Annotated in this window: 20 protein-coding genes; 4 read left to right on the top strand and 16 right to left on the bottom strand. The window is 72.1% G+C overall.

The window, feature by feature from the left end; genetic code table 11:
- Positions 1–30 precede the first annotated feature (30 nt).
- The gene (locus ABD743_RS34100; protein ID WP_344727162.1) at positions 31–624 is read right to left on the bottom strand and encodes a TetR/AcrR family transcriptional regulator; all 594 of its coding nucleotides are present in this window, start codon (positions 622–624) and stop codon (positions 31–33) included.
- 94 nt (positions 625–718) lie between these two features.
- Between ABD743_RS34100 and ABD743_RS34095 the strand changes: the two genes are divergently transcribed.
- Complete coding sequence (locus tag ABD743_RS34095) at positions 719–1867, top strand: DUF418 domain-containing protein (protein WP_344727160.1); 1149 nt, start codon at positions 719–721, stop codon at positions 1865–1867.
- On the opposite strand, the gene manA is transcribed toward ABD743_RS34095, so the two are convergent.
- The 5 genes from manA to ABD743_RS34070 all read right to left on the bottom strand — a co-directional run bounded on the left by manA (position 1864) and on the right by ABD743_RS34070 (position 6323).
- Positions 1864–3078, bottom strand: a complete 1215-nt coding sequence (gene manA, locus ABD743_RS34090; RefSeq protein WP_344727694.1) for a mannose-6-phosphate isomerase, class I — start codon at positions 3076–3078, stop codon at positions 1864–1866. The two genes, ABD743_RS34095 and manA, sit on opposite strands and share 4 nt — an antisense overlap.
- Positions 3079–3085: 7 nt before the next feature.
- Positions 3086–4219: an SIS domain-containing protein gene (locus ABD743_RS34085; RefSeq protein WP_344727158.1), complete on the bottom strand. Its 1134-nt coding sequence runs from the start codon at positions 4217–4219 to the stop codon at positions 3086–3088.
- Complete coding sequence (locus ABD743_RS34080; RefSeq protein WP_344727156.1) at positions 4216–4437, bottom strand: Trm112 family protein; 222 nt, start codon at positions 4435–4437, stop codon at positions 4216–4218. Before ABD743_RS34080 ends, ABD743_RS34085 begins: the two co-directional genes overlap by 4 nt.
- 121 nt (positions 4438–4558) lie before the next feature.
- Positions 4559–5920, bottom strand: coding sequence for a phosphomannomutase/phosphoglucomutase (locus ABD743_RS34075; RefSeq protein ID WP_344727154.1), 1362 nt, complete (start codon positions 5918–5920; stop codon positions 4559–4561).
- 55 nt (positions 5921–5975) lie between these two features.
- A complete protein-coding gene (locus ABD743_RS34070) occupies positions 5976–6323 on the bottom strand; it encodes a DUF3499 domain-containing protein (protein WP_379659187.1) in 348 nt (115 codons plus the stop codon).
- A gap of 101 nt (positions 6324–6424) precedes the next feature.
- Here ABD743_RS34070 and ABD743_RS34065 point away from each other — a divergent pair, with 101 nt between their 5' ends.
- Complete coding sequence (locus ABD743_RS34065) at positions 6425–6904, top strand: metallopeptidase family protein (protein ID WP_344727150.1); 480 nt, start codon at positions 6425–6427, stop codon at positions 6902–6904.
- Positions 6905–7264: 360 nt separating this feature from the next.
- Here the strand turns inward: ABD743_RS34065 and ABD743_RS34060 are convergent, their stop codons facing one another.
- Positions 7265–7597: a WhiB family transcriptional regulator gene (locus ABD743_RS34060; protein WP_344727148.1), complete on the bottom strand. Its 333-nt coding sequence runs from the start codon at positions 7595–7597 to the stop codon at positions 7265–7267.
- Between the two features lie 173 nt (positions 7598–7770).
- Here ABD743_RS34060 and ABD743_RS34055 point away from each other — a divergent pair, with 173 nt between their 5' ends.
- On the top strand, positions 7771–8544 hold the full coding sequence (locus ABD743_RS34055) for a site-2 protease family protein (RefSeq protein WP_344727146.1): 774 nt from the start codon (positions 7771–7773) through the stop codon (positions 8542–8544).
- Positions 8545–8565: 21 nt separating this feature from the next.
- On the opposite strand, the gene ABD743_RS34050 is transcribed toward ABD743_RS34055, so the two are convergent.
- The 9 genes from ABD743_RS34050 to ABD743_RS34010 form a co-directional block, all read right to left on the bottom strand.
- A complete protein-coding gene (locus ABD743_RS34050; RefSeq protein WP_344727144.1) occupies positions 8566–9117 on the bottom strand; it encodes an NUDIX hydrolase in 552 nt (183 codons plus the stop codon).
- Positions 9111–10463 carry a coenzyme F420-0:L-glutamate ligase gene (locus ABD743_RS34045; protein WP_344727693.1) on the bottom strand — a complete coding sequence of 451 codons (1353 nt, stop codon included), beginning with the start codon at positions 10461–10463 and terminating at the stop codon, positions 9111–9113. The genes ABD743_RS34050 and ABD743_RS34045 overlap by 7 nt, the downstream gene beginning before the upstream one ends.
- Positions 10456–11448 (bottom strand): 2-phospho-L-lactate transferase, encoded by a 993-nt coding sequence (gene cofD / locus ABD743_RS34040; protein WP_344727142.1) that lies wholly within the window; start codon positions 11446–11448, stop codon positions 10456–10458. The genes ABD743_RS34045 and cofD overlap by 8 nt, the downstream gene beginning before the upstream one ends.
- Positions 11449–11506: 58 nt before the next feature.
- Positions 11507–12334 (bottom strand): NmrA family NAD(P)-binding protein, encoded by an 828-nt coding sequence (locus ABD743_RS34035; RefSeq protein ID WP_344727140.1) that lies wholly within the window; start codon positions 12332–12334, stop codon positions 11507–11509.
- A gap of 40 nt (positions 12335–12374) precedes the next feature.
- Complete coding sequence (locus ABD743_RS34030; RefSeq protein WP_344727138.1) at positions 12375–13304, bottom strand: DNA-3-methyladenine glycosylase family protein; 930 nt, start codon at positions 13302–13304, stop codon at positions 12375–12377.
- A complete protein-coding gene (gene manB, locus ABD743_RS34025) occupies positions 13297–14367 on the bottom strand; it encodes a mannose-1-phosphate guanylyltransferase (protein ID WP_344727691.1) in 1071 nt (356 codons plus the stop codon). Before manB ends, ABD743_RS34030 begins: the two co-directional genes overlap by 8 nt.
- A gap of 48 nt (positions 14368–14415) precedes the next feature.
- A complete protein-coding gene (locus ABD743_RS34020; protein ID WP_344727136.1) occupies positions 14416–15294 on the bottom strand; it encodes a glycosyltransferase family protein in 879 nt (292 codons plus the stop codon).
- 81 nt (positions 15295–15375) lie between these two features.
- Positions 15376–16221 (bottom strand): tetratricopeptide repeat protein, encoded by an 846-nt coding sequence (locus ABD743_RS34015; protein ID WP_344727134.1) that lies wholly within the window; start codon positions 16219–16221, stop codon positions 15376–15378.
- A 51-nt stretch (positions 16222–16272) separates the two neighbouring features.
- The gene (locus ABD743_RS34010) at positions 16273–17100 is read right to left on the bottom strand and encodes a glycosyltransferase (RefSeq protein ID WP_344727133.1); all 828 of its coding nucleotides are present in this window, start codon (positions 17098–17100) and stop codon (positions 16273–16275) included.
- A 409-nt stretch (positions 17101–17509) separates the two neighbouring features.
- On the opposite strand from ABD743_RS34010, the gene ABD743_RS34005 reads away from it, so the two are divergent.
- Positions 17510–18988, top strand: a complete 1479-nt coding sequence (locus tag ABD743_RS34005; RefSeq protein WP_344727132.1) for an LCP family protein — start codon at positions 17510–17512, stop codon at positions 18986–18988.
- Positions 18989–18996: the final 8 nt, after the last annotated feature.

The following is an 18996-nucleotide window of genomic DNA, read 5'->3' as shown; positions in this document are numbered from 1 at the left end:
CTCGACCCACGGCCCGATGCGGCCCGGACCCTAGCGTCTTGTCGGACACTCATGAACCGCGGGCAGGATCGCCTGGTCGACGATTTCGGCGAGGCGCTGGGGCGTCGGTTCTTCCCCGGTGTCGATCGCGTGCTTCATCACCAATGCCTCGCCGATGTCCTCCACCACGGGCGTGATCAGGCCGGGATCGAGCTGCCCGACCTCGGCGTAATGATGCAGCACGGTGGCGGTGAATCGGCGACCGGCCGGTTCGAACACGCGGGAGTAGAGGGCGTCGACGAGCTCGGGGTGGCGGTGGCGCTCGGCGAGGACGGCCTGGACGGCACGCGCCGTGGGATGGCGTGACCACTCGATCATCAGCTCGAGGGCGCGGATCAGATCGCCGCGCAGATCGTCGGCCGCAGGCGAGGGCGTCTCGACCGGATAGGCGGCCGCGATCGCGTCCAGCAACAGTTCCTCGGGGCTCGGCCAGCGCCGGTACAGCGAGGTCTTCGCCGTCTCGGCGCGACGGGCGATCCCCTCCATGGTCAACCGCCCGAGGCCGACCTCGTCGAGCTCGTCGAGCACGGCCTGGTGGACGACTGCGAGCAGCGCGTCCCCCCGCCTGCGCGTCCGCCCGCCCATCGTCCCCTCGCGATCACCCTTGCCCAGCTACGGATCCGTAGCTTATCTTTCCGCCATAAGCTACGGATCCGTAGCTTAAAGAGGGGGAGTTCGAATGACGACACCCGGATCGCTACCGCCGACCACTCCTGGGGCTCGGGCGCTCGCTCCCGATCTCGGCCGCGGGGCGATGCTGGCGTTGATCGCACTGGCGCACGCGCAGGTGCTGGCGCGCGGCGGTGGGCCACTGACGAACGCCGTGGACGCGGCGGCGCAGACGGCGCTGACGTTGTTCGTGGACAGCAGGGGCTACCCGATGTTCGCCGCCCTGTTCGGCTTCGGGATGGTGCACATCCTGCGCCGGCAGACGGCAGGCGGCGGGTGGGAGCAGGCACGCAGCGTGCTGCGCCGCCGGGGCGGCTGGCTGGTGCTCTTCGGGTTCGCCCACGTCCTGCTGCTGTTCCCCGGCGACATCCTTGCCGCATACGGGCTGCTCGCCGTGTGCCTGGTCGGTGCCTTGCGGTGGCGGGACGAACTACTGCTCACCGTCGCGTGCGTAGCCGGTGCGGTGGGTGCCCTGGTCTACGGCGCGGTGCTGACCCTGCCCTTCCCCGACTCAGCAGGAGCACCGGTCGACCCGTTGCTCTCCGCGGCCATCCGCATGGCGACGTTTCCGGTGCTCACGCCCCTGAACGCCGTGATGGCGGCGGGCCCCGTGCTCGTCGGCGTATGGGCCGCCCGGCGCCACCTGCTCGACGAGCCCGAGCGACACAGGCGGCTGCTGAGCCGTATCGCCGGAGTCGGCATCGCGGTCGCGGTGGTCGGTGCGCTACCCCAGGTGCTGGTGACGACGGGACAGTTGCAGTCGACGGGCGGGCTCCTCCTCGCCGCCGGGGCGCTGCACACCGCCACCGGGTACGCGGGCGGGCTGGGGTACGCCGCCCTGATCGGCGTTGTGGCCGCCCGACTCGGCCGGACGGCCCGGCAGCCCCGTCGCGACGGGCGCATCGTCACCGCTCTGCGTGCCTGTGGACAGCGCTCGATGAGCTGCTACCTGGCGCAGTCCGTCTTCTGGCTGGTGCTGTTCGAGCCGTATCTGGCCGACCTCGGTGGCGAGCTCGGGGTGGCCGGCGCTGTCGCGGTCGGGCTCGCGGTGTGGGTGCTCACCGTGGTGGCCGCCGACCTGCTGCACCGCCTCGGCCGGCCAGGTCCCGCAGAGGCCCTGCTGCGCAGGCTGACCTACGGCAGCGCCGTGCACTCCTAGCCCAGGCCGTCGCTCGCCAGGAAGAGCTGGGTGCCCTCCACGAGTGGCTGCACGGACACCGCCGTCTCGTGGGCCGCGACCCACAGCGACCCACCGCGGGTGATCTTCAGCTCCGTGCCGGCGGCACGCACGCAGGCCGAACCCGCTGTGCACAGCAGAATCCGCGGACCGCCGTCGGGCACCGCCACCACCGCGCCACCGTCCCCGTCGGCCAGGCGGCGCAGGAGGAACTCCTTCGCGGGAGTGTCGTAGCGGATCCACCCGCCGTCGGGCTCGCCCGTGAGCACCGGCGGCGGCTCGGCCGCGAAGTCGAGCACCCGGAGCAGCTCAGGCACGTCCACGTGCTTGGGCGTGAGGCCGCCGCGCAGGACGTTGTCGGAGTTGGCCATCAGTTCGATCCCGGCGCCGGACAGGTAGGCGTGCAGGTTCCCGGCGGGCAGGTACAGCGCCTCGCCCGGCGCCAGCGTGACGCGGTTGAGCAGCAGCGCGGCCAGCACACCGGCGTCCCCCGGGTAGCGCTCCGAGAGCTCGAGCACCGTGCGTGCCTCGACGTGGAACTCGCCCCCGCTGCCTGCCAGCCGGATACAGCCGTCCTGTAGCGCTGGGACCAGCGTGTCGAGCATCGACTGGGGCAGGGTGATCCACGTGGTGAACAGCGCCCGGAGGCCGTCCTGGTCGGGCTGCGCGGCGAGCAGCTCGGCGTGCCCTGCCAGCTCCGGAACCTCGAGCTCGCGGAGCAACCGCACCGTGGCCTCCGGCGTGCGGAACCCGACGAGAGCGTGGAACTCGGTGAGCGCACAGATGAGCTCGGGCTTGTGGTTGGCGTCCCGGTAGTTGCGGTCGGCGGCGTCGCGCGGGATGCCGGCGGCGTCCTCGTGCGCGAAGCCCGTGCGCGCCTGCTCGATGCTCGGGTGCGCCTGAAGGGAGAGCGGTTCGTCGGCCGCGAGCACCTTGAGCAGGAACGGCAGCGTGGCGTCCCAGTGACCGCTGCGGTCCGTGCCGAGTAGGCGCTCCGGGTCGGCGCGGAGGGCGTCGAGGAGGGACGTGTGCGAGCCGTCCTCGTGCACCAGCCGCGATGGATCGGCCGGATGCGCGCCGAACCAGAGCTCGGCCTGCGGATGTGGAGACGGCACTTCCTGGCCAAGCAGCTCGGCGATCACCGTTCGTGAGCCCCACGCATAGGCCCGTACCGGGTTGTCCAGCAGCTCCACGGTCTCGTCAGCTCTCCTCACGTCCGGCACCGGTGGAAAGGTGCCCCGGATCGATCGAGCGGGTGGCCAGCCCGAGGTACACCGCTGCCACGTCGAAACGCGACGCGAGGAGGCCTGCCCTCAACAACGGTGCGTGCGGCACGCCGCGGGCGATCTCGTCCACCGGGTGCACCACGTCGGCCGACTGCCACATGCGGCCAGCACGGCGGAGCGTCACCTGGCCAGGGTCCTCCTCGCCGGTGGCGAGCAGCACCAGTCGCGGCGGGGGTGCCTCCGCGCCACCGTCCGGGTCGTCGAACGGGTCGTGGAACACATCCGACTCTCTGGCCGCGTGGTCGATCGCGCGGAGCAGGCCGGTGGCGGTGGCGGCCCGGCCGACCTCGTCGGCGTGGGCCACCACACCGGCGTGCGTGGCCAGTGCGCCTGCCGCGTGGACGGCCGCAGCCGCGCCGAGCGGGTCGGTGCCCCACAACAGCGGAGTGCGGTCGGCGAGACGCAGTGCGAGCGACTTCGCGGGGTTCATGAACGGCTCATGGGCCGGCTGGTTGCGTTCCGCCTCGGTGTCGAGCTGGTCGGCCAGCACGTCGAGACCTGGGTCCAGCGGGCTGGAGAGCAGTTCGAGCGAACTCACCACCACGAGCCCGACGGCCAGTGCCCGCGGAAGGTCGAGTCCCGGAGGAACGGGGATGCGCTGCTCGACCAGCCGGGCGCGGCCCGCTCCGGCCGAGGCGACCGGGCCGTCGGTGGGCGCCGAGAGCACGACCTCCGCACCCCGGCGCACGGCGAACGCCACCCCGTCGGCGAGCTCCACGTCGTTCGCGTCGGCCGTGTGGGCGATCACCACGTCGAGCGGTCCGATCCAGGACGGCACGGTGTCCACCACGACGACCGGGACCGGGGACGACGGGCCGAGCACCGCGGTGAGCAGCCCTGCCGCCGGGCCGGAGGCACCCGGTCTGCGCACGAGCACCAGCGCCCGCGGACGCGCGCCGGCGAGGTCGCCGACCCTGGCGTCGGCCGCCCCCTGCGCCGCTGACCGGACCTGTGCGCCCGCCGTGGCGGCACCGCGCAGCACGCCCCCCGTGTCGAGAGCCGTGAGCGCCCGCGGATCGGCGAGCAGGATGTCGTCGAGCACCGTCACACGCCGACCACGCCGGAATCAGGGGGGTCGGCCGGCAGGATCGCCTCGTCGAGCAGCAGTACCGGCACGCCGTCGACCACCGGGAAACCCCGGCCGCACGACGTGCAGGTGAGCACGTCGGCGGAGGGGTCACTGGGAGTGCCTGCCCGCAACGGCGCGTGGTCGTCGGACGGGCAGGCCAGGATGTCCATCAGCTGGGGGTCGAGCTCTACGGCCACGGTCTTCCTCTTTCTCTGCGGGACGGCTCCGCGGGCAGATCCGTACCCCGCGATGCTGCCAGGGCGAAGCGCGGAGCGCCGGGTCCATCCGACAGCCATTTTGTGCCCCCGGAGGAGCTCGCTATGCGCGGATGACCGAGAGGACCTCGTCACGCAGGACGGCGACGGCGACGGCGTCGGCCGCCTCGACGTTGAGCCGCAGCAACGGCTCGGTGTTGGAAGCGCGCAGGTTGAACCAGGAACCGTCGGGAAGTGCGACGGTGAGTCCGTCGAGCTCGTCGAACTCGACGCCGTCCCGATCGGAGTAACGCTCCTTGATGGCGGCGATGCTCGCGCCCTGGTCGGCGACCGTGGAGTTGACCTCACCGGACGCGGCGTACCGCTCGTAGGCCGACATCAGCTGCGAGATCGGGCGCTCGTCCTCGCCCAGCGCGGCCAGGACGTGCAGTGCGGCGAGCATGCCGGAGTCGGCGTTCCAGAAGTCGCGGAAGTAGTAGTGGGCCGAGTGCTCCCCACCGAACACCGCACCGGTCTCCGCCATCGTCTGCTTGATGAACGAATGGCCCACGCGGGTACGGACCGCCCGGCCCCCGTGCTCGGCCACGAGCTCGGGCACGGCCCGGGACGTGATGAGGTTGTGGATCACTGCGGCGCCCGGCGCCTTGGCGAGCTCGCGGACGGCCACCAGCCCCGTGATGGCGCTCGGGCTGACGGGATCGCCGAGCTCGTCGACCACGAAGCAGCGGTCGGCGTCGCCGTCGAAGGCGAGCCCGATGTCGGCCCCCTCCTCCACAACCCGCTTCTGCAGGTCCACGAGGTTGGCCGGGTCGAGCGGGTTGGCCTCGTGGTTGGGGAAGGTGCCGTCGAGCTCGAAGTACATCGGCACCACGTCGAAGGGCAGCGGCGCCAGCACGGCGGGCACCGTGAAACCGCCCATTCCGTTGCCGGCGTCGACCACGACCCGCAGCCGGCGACTGCCCGACAGATCGACGAGCCCGCGCAGGTACTCCGCGTACCCGACGAGCAGGTCGTCGCGCTCGGTGATGCTGCCGCCCCCTGGGCCGGCCGGCACCCCGGCCTCGACGGCCTGCCGGATGGCGGCGAGCCCGGTGTCCTGGCCGATCGGCACAGCACCGGCGCGGCACAGCTTGATGCCGTTGTATCTGGCCGGGTTGTGGCTTGCGGTGAACATCGCGCCCGGCAGGCCGAGCGTGCCGGAGGCGAAGTAGAGCATGTCGGTGCTGGCCAGGCCGATGGAGACGACGTCCAGACCCTGTGCCGTCACACCCTCGGCGAACGCGGCCACCAACTCGGGGGAGCTCGCACGCATGTCGTGGCCGATCACGACACCGCTCGCGCCTTCCGCACGCATGAGGGACGCCATGGCGGCGCCGATGTCCCGGACGGTCGTGCCGTCGAGCTGGTCACCGACAACGCCGCGGATGTCGTAGGCCTTCACGATGGCCGACAGGTCAGCTGCCACGGAGGGAGACCCTAGCGGGCTCTGCGCGAGGGGCGCAGGCAGTCGCCCGGGCGCGTCAGTCGTCCACCGGTCCGGGGAGTACGCGCAGATGGCCGCGCCGCCCGGTGCCCGTGGTGGGAACGGCGTCGACCGGCCGGTCTACCCTGCCGGCCTCTCGCACGGCCTCGGCCAGCGCCGTGAGGTCGTCGTTGCTGGGCTGCGGCGGGGCGAACTCGCCCTCGAACCGCACAACCTCCCAGCCGCGCGGCGCGGTTAGGCGGTGCGCATGCTTCGTACACAAATCGTATGAATGTGGCTCCGCCTGGGTGGCCAACGGTCCCACGACCGCCGTGGAATCGGCGTAGACGTAGGTGAGCGTGGCCACCGCGAGCTCGGTGCACCCGGTCCGCGAACACCGCCGCACACTCAGCACGCCTCTGACGATAGCGCTTCGACGGTCCTTGATCCCACCGCGACGCGCGGACGTCGATGGCGGCAGGCGCCCGGAGCCGTAGGATCGCGCGGGTGACCACAGCGCGCCGCACGCTGCGCCGCTCACCCCGCCGGCGGGACCGACGAGGGCGTGGGTTGCGTGGGCTGATGTACCCGGCCACCACCCCGGCCTCACGCACCCGGGCCGAGAAGTTCGACGCATTGGTGCTGGAGGCGCTCGAACCGATCGAGCTGCGCTGGGGCACCGAGCTCGCCGAGCTCGACCTCGCTGTGGACGAGGTACCGGAGGTCGATGTGACGTCCCCCGACGAGGTGGTCTGGGGGCAGGGTGTGCTGTCCGACGTCGGGGTGCCGCTCGCCCAGCTGGTTCCGGCCGGCGTCGACCCCGAGGGCCTCCCGTCGCGAGCGCGGATCGTGCTCTACCGGCGCCCCCTGGAGGCGCGGGCCCGTGGCGGAGCGGACCTGGCCGATCTGCTCCACGAGGTGCTCGTGGAGCAGGTGGCGGAGTACCTGAACATCGAGCCCGACGCGGTGGACGGCGGCGCCGAGTAGCGCCGCGCGGTGATCGTCATTTCGGGACGAACGCCCGCACAACGCAAAGACTCCACAAACAATGATCAAGAAACGACTTCGCGGCACCTGCTCCGGGAACGTGCCCGAACTTCCCGCAGTTCTTATCGATCTTCGAAACTGAGCCGGCGGGGGCTGCCCCTCCCCCTGGGCAGCGACCCCGCCGGTGTCCGACCCGGTGCCCGGCGCTCGCCCGGAGCTGCCGGCCGATCGACTACCCCACCCGGCTCCGTGTCACCTCGGTGACGGATCCGGCGCACGGACGGCTGCTGCGCCGGCGATGCTGTTCGGGGTGCTCAGGGCGGCTTCTCCGGTCCGACGAGGCCGGGGACCGTGTGGGGCTTAGACAGCTGCGCGGCGCAACCGGCGCCGCTCACGCTCGGAGAGACCGCCCCAGATCCCGAAACGCTCGTCGTGGGCGAGGGCGTAGTCCAGGCACTCGGCCCGCACCTCGCATCCCGAGCAGATCCGCTTGGCCTCTCGTGTGGAGCCGCCCTTCTCGGGGAAGAACGCCTCCGGATCGGTCTGTGCGCAGAGAGCGCGCTCTTGCCAATCCTGCTCCTCGGCCTCCTCCTCGCCGAGAGTTACAACCGCCTCTCCGAACGGATCGAGAGCCGGGAACGGCACACCCGCCGTAGTCCCGACCAGCTCCATCGTGGCTGTGATCACGTTCACTCGCCTACCTCCCCGCACCCCGGCGAATGGCTGCCCGCGGGGATCCGTCGGTCCCCCACCCCTGAATAACAGCGATGTAAGTACAGCGCTGTTAGTCCGGCCTTGGCAAGCTGAAGCTGCCGTCCGGGTGATGCAGTCCACCCGGTCGGTCGTCCGATCAGCACAATGGTCCGGTGCGCCACGTATCGAAGACGGTCAGCCCGTGGTTCCTACTCCTCCTGGCCGTGACGATCGGGGGCGCTGTACTGACTGTGATCGGTACTCCGCAGATCCTGATCTCCGGAACGTCCGTGCTGCTCACCGCCGGTGTCGTGCTGCTGGTGCTGGGTGGCTGGGCGGTGTCGTTGTGCCTGCACGAGTTCGGGCACGCGTACGTCGCCTACCGCGGCGGCGACCTCTCGGTGCGCCACAAGGGGTATCTGACGCTCGACATCCGCCGCTACACGGATGTCGGACTGTCCTTCGTCCTCCCAATCGTCTTCCTCCTGCTGGGTGGTATTCCGCTACCGGGAGGCGCGGTGTGGATCGAGCAAGGCGCGATCCGCTCCCGCGCGATGCGGAGCTTGGTGTCACTTGCGGGCCCCGCGATAAATCTCGTGATCGGAGCGTTACTCACCGCCGCCGTCGCACTGGCGCCGATGAGCTACGGACTCGCGGTGGGCCTGTCCTGTCTCGCCTTGATCCAAGTACTCGCGTTCGTCCTGAACATCCTCCCGATTCCCGGTCTCGACGGGTTCGGGGTACTCGAGCCGTTCCTGTCCATGCCCGCGCGGCGGCTGGCGGCTCAGGTTCGCCCGTGGGCGCCGATCGTGCTGTTCCTTCTGATCATCGGCGTACCCGGGGTGTCACAACTGTTCTTCGAGGTCGGCGGTGCGGTCTACTCCGCGGTCGGAGGCGACTTCAGCCTCGCGGCCGACGGCTACGACCAGCTGCTGTTCTGGCGCTGACCAGGGCAGGAGCGGGCTCGCTCAGCCCACCGCCGTGCGACGCTCGCGGGCGAGGGCGACCATCGTCGCCACGGTGTCGGCGCTGTCGGGCAGCGCATCGATCGGCCACCAGCGCAGGTCGTCGGACTCGGCGCTGATACGGGCCACCGCGCCGGCGGGCGCACGCACGAGGTACCGGACGTCGAGGTGGTGCGTCGGCACGCCGAGCGAGCAGGTGACCGGGTGGACGTCCACGTGCAGTGGCTCCTCGTCGATACGGAGCCCCTCGATGCCCGACTCCTCGGTCGCCTCCCGCAGCGCCGCGTCCCGCAGCGAGGCGTCGCCGTCCTCGCAGTGACCTCCGAGCTGCAGCCACCGTCCGACCCGCGGGTGCAGGGTGAGCAGCGTCCGCTCGCCGTCGGCGTCCAGAGCCAGCGCCGAGGCCGTCAGGTGCCCCGGCACGCACGACCGCGAGCACGCATCGTCGGGTCGTGCGGCGAGGAACGCGAGCAGGGCGTGCTGGAGCGCGCGCTGCGCCTCCTGCGCGGGCGCCCAGGCGCGTAGCTCCGCGGCGGCCGTGGCCGCCGCTACCACTCGACCAGTCCGGCGTCAGGGTCGCGCGGCGGCCGTGGGGCCGACGGCTCTAGCGGCATGCCGACGGCGACCGCACCGAGTGGCTGCCAGTCGGCCGGAAGATCCAGCGCAGTGCGCACGACGTCGGGGGCGAAGATCGTGGATCCGACCCAGCACGACGCCAGCCCCTCGGCGGCCAGCGCCACCAGGAACGACTGCACGGCCGCCCCTCCCGCCACCGTGAACATCGTGCGTTCGCCGATGCGGCGGGCGTCGTCGGGGTAGGTGTGCATGCCTTCGCCGGTGCGGAAAGCCAGAACGAGTTCGGGCGCTCGGCGCAGCAGGTCGCCACGGCGCATGCGGCGCTCGACCTCGTCGGCCGGGCGCCCGTCGGCTTGCAGGTGCTCATGCCACCGCGCCGCCATCGCGTCCAGCAGAGCGGCGCGGCGGGCGGGGGTGCGCACCCAGGCGAACCGGAACGGGGTGCTGTGGTGCGGCGCCGGCGCGGTGAGGGCCACCCCGACGGCCCGGCGCAGCGCGGCCTCGTCGACGGGCTCGTCGGAGAAGTCGCGGGTGCTGCGGCGCAGCAACACCGCCTCCCGCCTGCCCTGGGCGATCGCTTCCGCGGTGCCGAGGTAGAACATGTCCTCGTCGAGCGGCCGCACGAGGTCACGGGCGGTGGATCCGTCGTCCACCGGCCGCATCCCGCGCACCACGGCCACCGGCAGGCCACCCAGCTTGCCCTTCACGAGGTCGGCCGCGCCGGCCACCTCGTCGGCGATCGCGACCTCGGTGACCAGCAGCTCGTTGCCCTCGGAGTCGGACGCCCCCGCGTAACGGTGCACCGCCTCGAGACCCGCGGTGCCGATCGCGACGTCGGTCTGCCCGACCCGCCAGCTACGGCCCATCGTGTCGGTCACCACCACCGCCACATCGACGCCGAGCAATCGGAGCAGCTCGGCGCGTAGCTGGACGGCGCTGCTGTCGGGGTCGGCCGGCAGGAGCGCGAGCTCGTCGCGCCGCACGTTGGAACCGTCGATGCCGGCGGCGGCCTGCACGATCCCGAGCTTCCCGGCGACGATCAGGGTGCGCCCCCGCCGCGCGAGCACCCGCTCGGTCTCGGCGTCCACGAGCTCCCGGCGCAGCGCGTCGCGCGCCTCGGGATCGGTGGGCGAGGGGACGAGTCGGCCCTCGACCTTGGAGAAGACCTTCGACGTCACCACGACGACGTCCCCGTCGACGATCCAGGGCGCCGCGGCCGCGAGGGCCGCACCCAGGTTGTCGCCGGGCCGGAACTCCGGGAGCCCACGGACGGGCAGGACGGTGATGGCGTCGGGAGCGGCGTGGTCGACCGGCAGCTCAGCCAACTGCGGCACCCGCCAATTCCAGGGCGCGCCGAGCCATCTCCGCGGTGGCGTCGACGTCGGTCATGAGCAGCGGGATCGATCGCACCTCGGCTCCCGGCACATCGGCGGTGTCGCCGGTGTGCACGAGCCAGCCGTCGAGCAGGCCGCCCTCGCCGCGACCACCGTAGTGGCGCCCGACCGCGTCCGCGGTGGTCTCCACGCCGATCGCGGTGAGGCACGCATCGGCCATCCCGCGCAGCGGCCTGCCGCCGATGATCGGCGAGAGCCCGACGATCTTCGCTTGCGTGTCGCGCAGGGCGTCGCGGACGCCCGGGACGTCGAGCACGGCACCGATGCTCACCACGGGGTTCGACGGAGCGAGGAGCACGGCGTCGGCGCCCAGGATCGCGTCGCGGGCGGCGGGCAGCACGCTCGCCTGCTCCGCGCCCACCGAGGCGAAGCCGTGGGCATGCGGTTCGGCCTTGTGGCGCACCCACCACTCCTGGAAGTGAATCGCCTTGCGCGCCTGGGGGCTGGTCTCCGGGTCGTCGATCACCACGTGCGTCTCCACGCGGTCGTCGGTGGCCGGGAGCAGCGTGACGCCGGGCCGCCAGCGGTGACACAGCGCCGCGGCGACGTCCGAGAGCGGGTAGCCGGCCCGCAGCATTCGGGTGCGCACCAAATGGGTGGCGATGTCACGGTCGCCCAGACCGAACCACGAGGGATCCGCGTCGTAGGCGGCCAGCTCGTCGCGTACGGCCCACGTCTCCCCTGCGCGGCCCCAGCCGCGGTCCGGGTCGATGCCGCCACCGAGTGTGTACATGCATGTGTCCAGGTCGGGACAGATGCGCAGGCCGTGCATCCAGACGTCGTCGCCGACGTTCACGACAGCCGTGATCTCGTGTTCCGACTCTCCCGGGCCGACCGCGGGCAGCCCCAGCGCCGCCTTCACCCCGAGCAGGAACCTGGCTCCGCCGACGCCGCCGACAAGCACCGTCACTCTCACCCGAACGAGCCTACGCGGGGAGATCGCCGCTCCGGCGCGGCGTCCGGCCCGGAGGACTTCACACCGATCGCCCGAATGCCGGTGCGTGCTCAGCAGCCCAGTCCGCGAACGTCCGGGGGCGGCGGCCGGTCATGCGCTCCACCGTGTCGGTCGCCGCGCGCGCCGACGCCGGTGGGTTCGACTGCCAGGCCGCCAGGATCTCGATCAGCTCCTCGGCGTGGCCGGCCGCCCGCCACCGCTCGCGGGCCTGCGCCTCGGTCAGCTCGGCGAACTCGACCGGCCGACCGATCGCCCTCGCGATGGCGGCCACGCGCTGCGGTGGGGTGAGCGCCTGCGGACCCGTGATCCGGTACGTCCGGCCGGCGTGCCCGTCATCAACGAGCACCGTGGCCGCGACCGCCCCGACGTCCGCCTCGTGCACCACGGCCAGGGGCACCGCCGCGAACGGTTCCCGCACCACGTCCTCGTCCCGGATCGAGGTGGCCCAGCCGAGTGCGTTGCTCATGAAGTCGACGGGCTGCAGCCGCGTCCATTCCAGGCCGCTCGCCTCGACGGCCTTCTCGACGGGCCCGTCCTCGCCGTTCCAGAGCAGCGCGGCGCGTCGCACGCCGGCCTTCAACGCGATCTCGGCGATCTCCGGACCGGTCCGCAGCGTCGCGTAGTCGTCGCCGCCGACCGTCAGCAGGTGCACAGCCGTCACGCCGTCGAAGGCAGGACCGAGGGTGTCCGGGTCGGTCAGGTCACCGCCCACCACCTCGACCCCGGCGGGGAGCATCGCGTGTTGCGGGTGCCTGGTCAGCGCGCGCACGTGCTGCCCCGCACGCAGCAGGTGCGCAACGACGTGGCGGCCTGCATTTCCGGTGGCGCCGGTCACGAGAATCGTCATGATTCGGACGATAGGAGTTAAAGCGGACTCGAGGTCAAGCTCAGATCGCGCGGTAGTCCTTCGGCGAGAACCGCGGCCCGAAGCGCGGTCGCCGGAAGCCCGAGACCTCCACGAACCGCACGGCCCGCTGGCGCTGCGGCACGTAGGGCGCGAGCACGCCGAGCATCGCCGCGTCGTCGATCGGGCGCCCGACGAGGGCCCAACCGACGAGCGTGGGAATATGGAAATCCCCGACACTCACGGCGTCCGCGTCGCCCCAGGCGCGCTGTGCCACCTCGGCGGCCGTCCACACCCCGATCCCCGGCACCTTGCGCAGCAACTCCCGACCGGCCTCGCCGCCGAGCTCGCACGCGGCTTCCAGGCGGTGGGCGACGGTCGCGCTCGCGAGGATGGCGCGCCGCCGCGCCGAGTCGACGCCCGCGCGGTGCCACTCCCAGTCCGGGATCTCCCGGATCTGCGCCGGAGTCGGCGGCACGCGCATCCCGTCAGGGGCCGGGCCGGGAGCCGGGTCGCCGAAGCGCCGGCACAGCTCCCGCCACGACCGGCGTGCCTCCACACCTGTCACCTTCTGTTCCAGCACCGCGGGCACGAGCACGTCCCACACACGCATCGACGCGCCGAACCGCAGGCCCGGCATCCGCCGAGCGGCGTCGGCGACGAGCGGGTGGTGCGCGACGAACTCCTCCGGTCTGTCGTGCACGCCCAGCAACGCAGGCAGACCATCCAGCGACCACTGCGCACCCGGTCCCCACGCCTCGCACACCACGGTGCCGTCGGAGCGGCGATGCAGACGAGTGGTCGCCGGTCCGTCCGGGGTGGTCGAGGTGCGCCAGATCGCCGAACCCTCGCCGACCGAGTGCCAGGTGGGGTCGCCGCGCCCACGCCGGAGCGGGGCGAGCACACCCGAGAGGTCGAGGCGGTAGGCCGGGCGCCACTCCCGGGCCCCTGCGGGCCCGGGGTGCTCAGACATCCGGGGAGAACCGCAACCCATGGGGTGGAAGCACGACGTCCGGCCAGATCCGCAGGCCGCGGCGCAGCTCGCAGTGGGCCCCGACGACCGCCCTGTCCCCCACGACGGTGTCGTTGACCAGCGCGCCTTCCTCGACCCGCGCACCCGCGCCGATGACGGCGTGCTCGACGACAGCGCCTTCTCCCACCACGGCACCATCGAACAACATGGCGCCTTCCACGCGGGCACCTGCCCCGATCCGGACGCCCCGGCCGACGGTGGTGCCGCCGAAAACCAGCGCGGAGTCATCGACCTCGGCGCCCTCCAACACCAGCGATTCGCCGGTCGGCCCCGGCAACGCGGCGGAGGGCGCGACCCCTCGCACCAGGTCGGCCGAGCCGTGGATCAGGTCGGCCGGGGTGCCCATGTCACGCCAGTAGGCGTTGTCGACGTGCCCGAAGACCTGCGCCCCCGCCGAGAGCAGCTCGGGGAACGTCTCGCGCTCCACCGACACCGCGCGTCCCTCGGGGATCGACTCGATCACCGAGCGGCGGAAGACGTAGCAACCCGCGTTGATCTGGTCGGTGGGCGGGTCCTCGGTCTTCTCGAGGAAGTCCAGCACCGAGCCCGACTCGTCGGTGGGGACGCAGCCGTAGGCGCGGGGGTCCTGCACGCGCACCAGGTGCAGGGTCACGTCGGCGTCGTTGCGACGGTGGGTGTTGACGACGGCGCGCAGGTCGGTGCCGCAGAGCACGTCGCCGTTGAAGACGAGGACGTTGTCGGTGGTGAGGTACTTGGCGACGTTGCGGATGCCGCCACCGGTGCCCAGCGGGTGGCTCTCCACGACGTACTCGATCTCGAGGCCGAGGGCGGACCCGTCACCGAAGTGCTCGGAGAACGTCTCGGCGAGGTACGAGGTGCCTAGTACGACGCGCCCGACACCCGCGGCCCGGATCCGGGACAGCAGGTGCGCCAGGAACGGCACGCCCGCCGTTGGCAGCATGGGCTTGGGGGCTGAGAGTGTTAGCGGCCGCAGCCGTGTTCCCTTGCCCCCGACCAGCACCACGGCCTCGACGTCCTGCAGCACGCGTTCTCTCCTCCAGCTCCGTACAGCTCGGTTACAGCTCGGTCTTCAGCTCTCGGTAATTCGACTCGCGATGTTTCGGTATGTGCCCCGGCCAGTGAGCGCCGCCACCCGATCGGTGAGCGCCAGCAGCAGCCGGGCCGGGGCCGGGCCGCGCTCGTGCACGTACCGGTGCAGCCCGTCGGTGTGGGAGGCCAGGATGTCGTGCCCGCCGCGGATCCCGGCGCCTGCCGTGATCACGACGCCGGGCACGTGCACCAGGAGCCAGCCGGCGCGGCCCAGCCGGTCGCCGAGGTCGACGTCGGCCATGTCGACGGGCCCGGGGGCGCCGAGGTAGCGGGCGTCGAAGCCGTCCACGGAGTCCCAGGCGGCGCGGCGCACCAGCACGCACGACGTGGAGAGCCAGCCCGTCCTGCCTGAGCCCGCGCCGGTCGGGATCCGGTCGCGCAGCACCTGCGTGACCGAGGGCAGCGTGCCGGCCGACGGCACCACGGTGCCGGTCGCGTCGGTGAGCCGCGGCCCGAGCAGTGCCGCTCTCGGGTACCGGGCAGCGGCCACGAGCAACGAGTCGAGCGCGCCGGGCTCCCAGCGCACCTCCGGGTCGCTGATCGCGACCCAGCCGATCGCGGCGTCCAGGCCGGCCACGGCGCGGTTGATCGCGGCAGGCCGGCCGATGTCCTCGGCGAGCCGCAGCACCTCGACCGCGTCGTCGGAGGACTCGGGTGCCGCGCCCCCCACGACGGTCAGGACGATGCGCAGCGGGCGGGTGGTGGCCGCGCGGAGCACCCCGGCGTCCACGTCCGGAGAGGTCGAGCGCGCGACGGTGACCACGGCCAGCCCGTCGCCGTACTCCCGCTGCGGGTCGCCCGAACCGGAGCGGCCGGGCGTCCCACGGCTCGGCTCGTCGCGGATCGGATCGCGGCCCACGGCGGCACCCTAGTGGCGCCCGACACTGCGCCCGCCGCGCCCCACCGGCTGGGTCGACGCCCGGAACGGGTGGTGTTCGCCTCAGTCGTCCTGGTCGCCGCCGTCGAGCTCGATCATCGCCTGCTGCGCCGCCGCGTCACCGGAGTCGATCGCGAGCTGCAGGTAGGCACGCGCCTCGTCCGACCGGCCTTGGTCCAGCAGGAAGCGCCCGAGCGTGTAGGCCCAGCCGGGCTCCTCGCGCTGCTCGGCCTCGCGCAGCTCGCGCTCCGCGCCCTCCGCATCGCCCAGCCCGGCGAGGAACTGGCCGTACGCGATATGGGCGCGCATCGCCCCGAGCTCGCTGGCCTTGCGGTACCACCCGTCGGCGTCGTCGGCCCGGCCCTCCAGCGCCCGGAGGTCGGCGAGGGCCACGAGGCTGTCCGGGCGGCTCTCGTCGGCGTAGCGCTCGGCTGCCTCTCGCGCCGCCGGCAGGTCCTCCGCCTCGAGATGCAGCTGCACGAGGTTCGCCGATGCCAGCTCGTCTCCCGCTTCGGCCGCCTGGACGAGCACCTGCACCGCCTCGCCGGGCCTGCCCTCGTCACGGAGCAGGATCGCGAGATCGTTGGCCGCGGTGACCTCGCCGGACTCGACGGCGAGCCGCAGCATGCTCTCGGCGCCTGCGCGATCACCGAGCTCGGCCCGCGCCACCCCGAGCCGGCCCGCGAACGCCACGTCGCCCTGATCCACCACCGCGGTCAGCCACTCGGCGGCGGCATACCAGCTGCCGCTCTCGAAGTAGGCGCGGACCAATAGGTCGGGAGCGGACGGCTCGCCGACGGCCACACCCTGGCGCAGCACCTCGACGGCGTCCAGCGGCCGTCCCGCGTCGAGCAGCGCGGAACCTTCAGCGGAAAGGGGTTCGGACGGTGGCGAGGATGACTGGGTCATCGGGTTCCCCTCGATCGAATGATCGATCATCCCACTTCGACCCGGCGACGATCAGCTTCGATACGTGGCGATCACATTTCGATAGGCGATCCGGCGAACCCGCTCCGGGACGAGCCGGTAGCCCCCGCGAACGAGGAGGTTGCGCGCGAACTGGCCCCCCGTCGTGAACCCCATCGAGCGGAACCGCCACTGAAGAGCCACCTCGACACGCAGCTGCCGCAGCCCGCCCCGCCTTGCGTAGGCGCCCGCCCCGACGCGGTACTTCACGAGGGGCTCCTCGAGGTTGGCCACCTGCGCTCCGGCGACGATCATCTTCGCCCAGAGCAGATAGTCCTCCATCAGCGGAAAGTCGGTGTAACCGCCGACGGACCGCACCAGCGCACGCCGGTAGACCACGGTGGGGTGGTTGAACGGCACGGCGAACCGCGCGCGGGTCCGGATGTCCCTCGGCTCGGTCGGAGGCGTCCGGGTGCCGACGACGTCGTCGGGGTGCTCACCGAACTCCAGCAGACCCGAGCCGACGATGTCCGCGCCGCCCTCGATGATCGGCATCTGCACGGCGAACCGGTGCGGAAGGGAGATGTCGTCGGCGTCCATCCGGGCGACGACCGCGTACCGGCAGGCCGCGAGGCCGGCGTCGAGCGCGGGGCCGAGGCCGACATTGCGCTCCAACGCCACCACCTCCACGGGCACCGGACTCGTCACGGCGAGCTTCGCGATCCGCTCCTCGAGCGCGGCGGGCACGGGGCCGTCACGAACGATCACGACCTCGTCCGGCCGGCGGGTCTGGTCGTCCACTGAGGAGCGAAACGCCTCGGTGAGGAAGTCGGGCTGGTCACCGGCCCATACGGGAAGCAACAACGACAGCTGTTCGGGCAACGAGGGCCCCCTCTTCTCCCGGGCTGCCACCCGGGGCCACTCTTCGTGACAACTGTGGACGCGATAACGCTCACCCGCGACACGCGCACCGCCCGAAGCGGACGAGCGCACGTCGTGCTGCACCCTAGGAGATCCGACAGCGGCGGCGTTCGGAGGTGCACAGGTGCAAGGACGGGGCAATTCCGACGACCGTCCGCGCCGCAATCCGCATCGCCCCGTCCGCCGCCAGGACGAACAGCGCCAGGACCGCTCGGCGCGGTACGCGTCCGGCCGCCGGGCGACGTCCGAGCCGGGGGCGTCCGGGACCGCAAGGACGCGGGGTGCCCCGCGGGGTTCCGGCGCCCGCCCCACCGGCCGATCGGATGCGACGGCTACGGGGACCGCGCGCCCCACACGCACGCGCCCGCCGGTGGCCACGCGTGACCCGAAGCCGCGGCGCACGGTGAAACAGCGGCTCCAGTTGGTTCTCGTCGTGGCGTCGGTGCTGGTCATGGTGCTCACCGGCACCGCGTGGGGCCTCTACCGCGACATCACGGCCGGGATCACCACCACGAACGTGATCGCCGGCGGCGACGACGACGATTCGGACAACATCCTGCTGGTCGGCGTGGACAGCCGCACCGACGCCCAGGGCAACCCGCTACCGCCTTCGTTGCAGCGCCTTCTGAGCAGCGGTCCCGACTCCGGCGTGCTCAACTCCGACACGATCATCCTGCTGCACGTGCCGAAGGACGGGGGCGCCGCGGTGGCGTTCTCCATTCCCCGCGACAGCTACGTCAACATCCCCGGCTACCAGCGCGACAAGATCAACGCCGCCTACCCGGCGACGAAGGCACTGGCGGCCCAGCAGTTGGTGGCACAGGGGGTCAAGGACCCCAAGCAGGTGGACGCCGAGTCGTCCCAGAAGGGCCGCAGCACGCTGATCCAGACGGTCGAGGATCTCACCGGCCTGCACGTCGACCACTACGCGGAGATCAACCTGCTCGGCTTCTACAACCTCACCGAGGCGATCGGCGGCGTCGACGTCTGTCTCAAGGCGCCCGTGAACGACCCGCTCTCCGGAGCCCACTTCAAGGCCGGGCCGCAGACGATCTCCGGTGCGGCCGCGCTCGCGTTCGTCCGGCAACGGCACGGGCTGCCGGAAGGCGACATGTCGCGGATCCGCCGCCAGCAGGTGTTCCTCGCCGCGGTCGCCGACAAGATCCTCTCCAGCGGCACGCTGACCAACCCGGGCAAGCTCAGATCGTTGATCAGCGCCGCTCAGCAGGCCCTGGTCATCGACTCCGGCTGGGACCTCCTCAGCTTCGCCCAACAGGCGTCCGACATCGCAGCGGGGAACCTCGAGTTCCTCACCATCCCCACCACCGGTACCGAGTCGAACTCGCGTGGCGACGTCGTGCTGGTGAATCCAGCACAGGTGACGACGTTCGTCGACCAGCGCATCGAGGAGCAACAACGCGCGGCCGAGGAGGAGCAGAAGGCGCCTCCCCTGCCACCGGCCCGGATCGACGTGATCGCGTCGCGCTACGTCGTCGACGTGCAGAACGGCTCGAACCTGACCGGGATGGCCGCCGCGGTCGCCCGCCGCATGCGCGAGCTCGACTTCGTCTCGGGCACTGTGGACAACACCGGCCCGACGCCCACCTCCGTTGTCCGCTACACCGGCTCCGACCGTCAGGCGGCCCAGGCCGTGGCCGACCAGCTGGGCGGTATCCCGGTGCAGAGCGAGGGCGGTGTGACGCCCGGCCACCTGGTCGTGTTGCTCGGAGCCGACTTCAACCCGGCCACGCTCCCCGCCGCGGCCGACGACGCCCAGGCCCGCCCGGTCGCCGCTCCTTCGGGTGCCGCCGCGCCGATCACGGCAGCGGGCGTGCCCTGCGTCGACTGACCTACGGT

Source organism: Pseudonocardia yunnanensis, assembly GCF_039534065.1.
In the GTDB taxonomy this organism is placed as follows: Bacteria; Actinomycetota; Actinomycetes; order Mycobacteriales; family Pseudonocardiaceae; genus Pseudonocardia; species Pseudonocardia yunnanensis.
The sequence above is the reverse complement of the archived record's forward strand: the minus strand, read 5'-3'. Positions and strand labels throughout refer to the sequence as shown.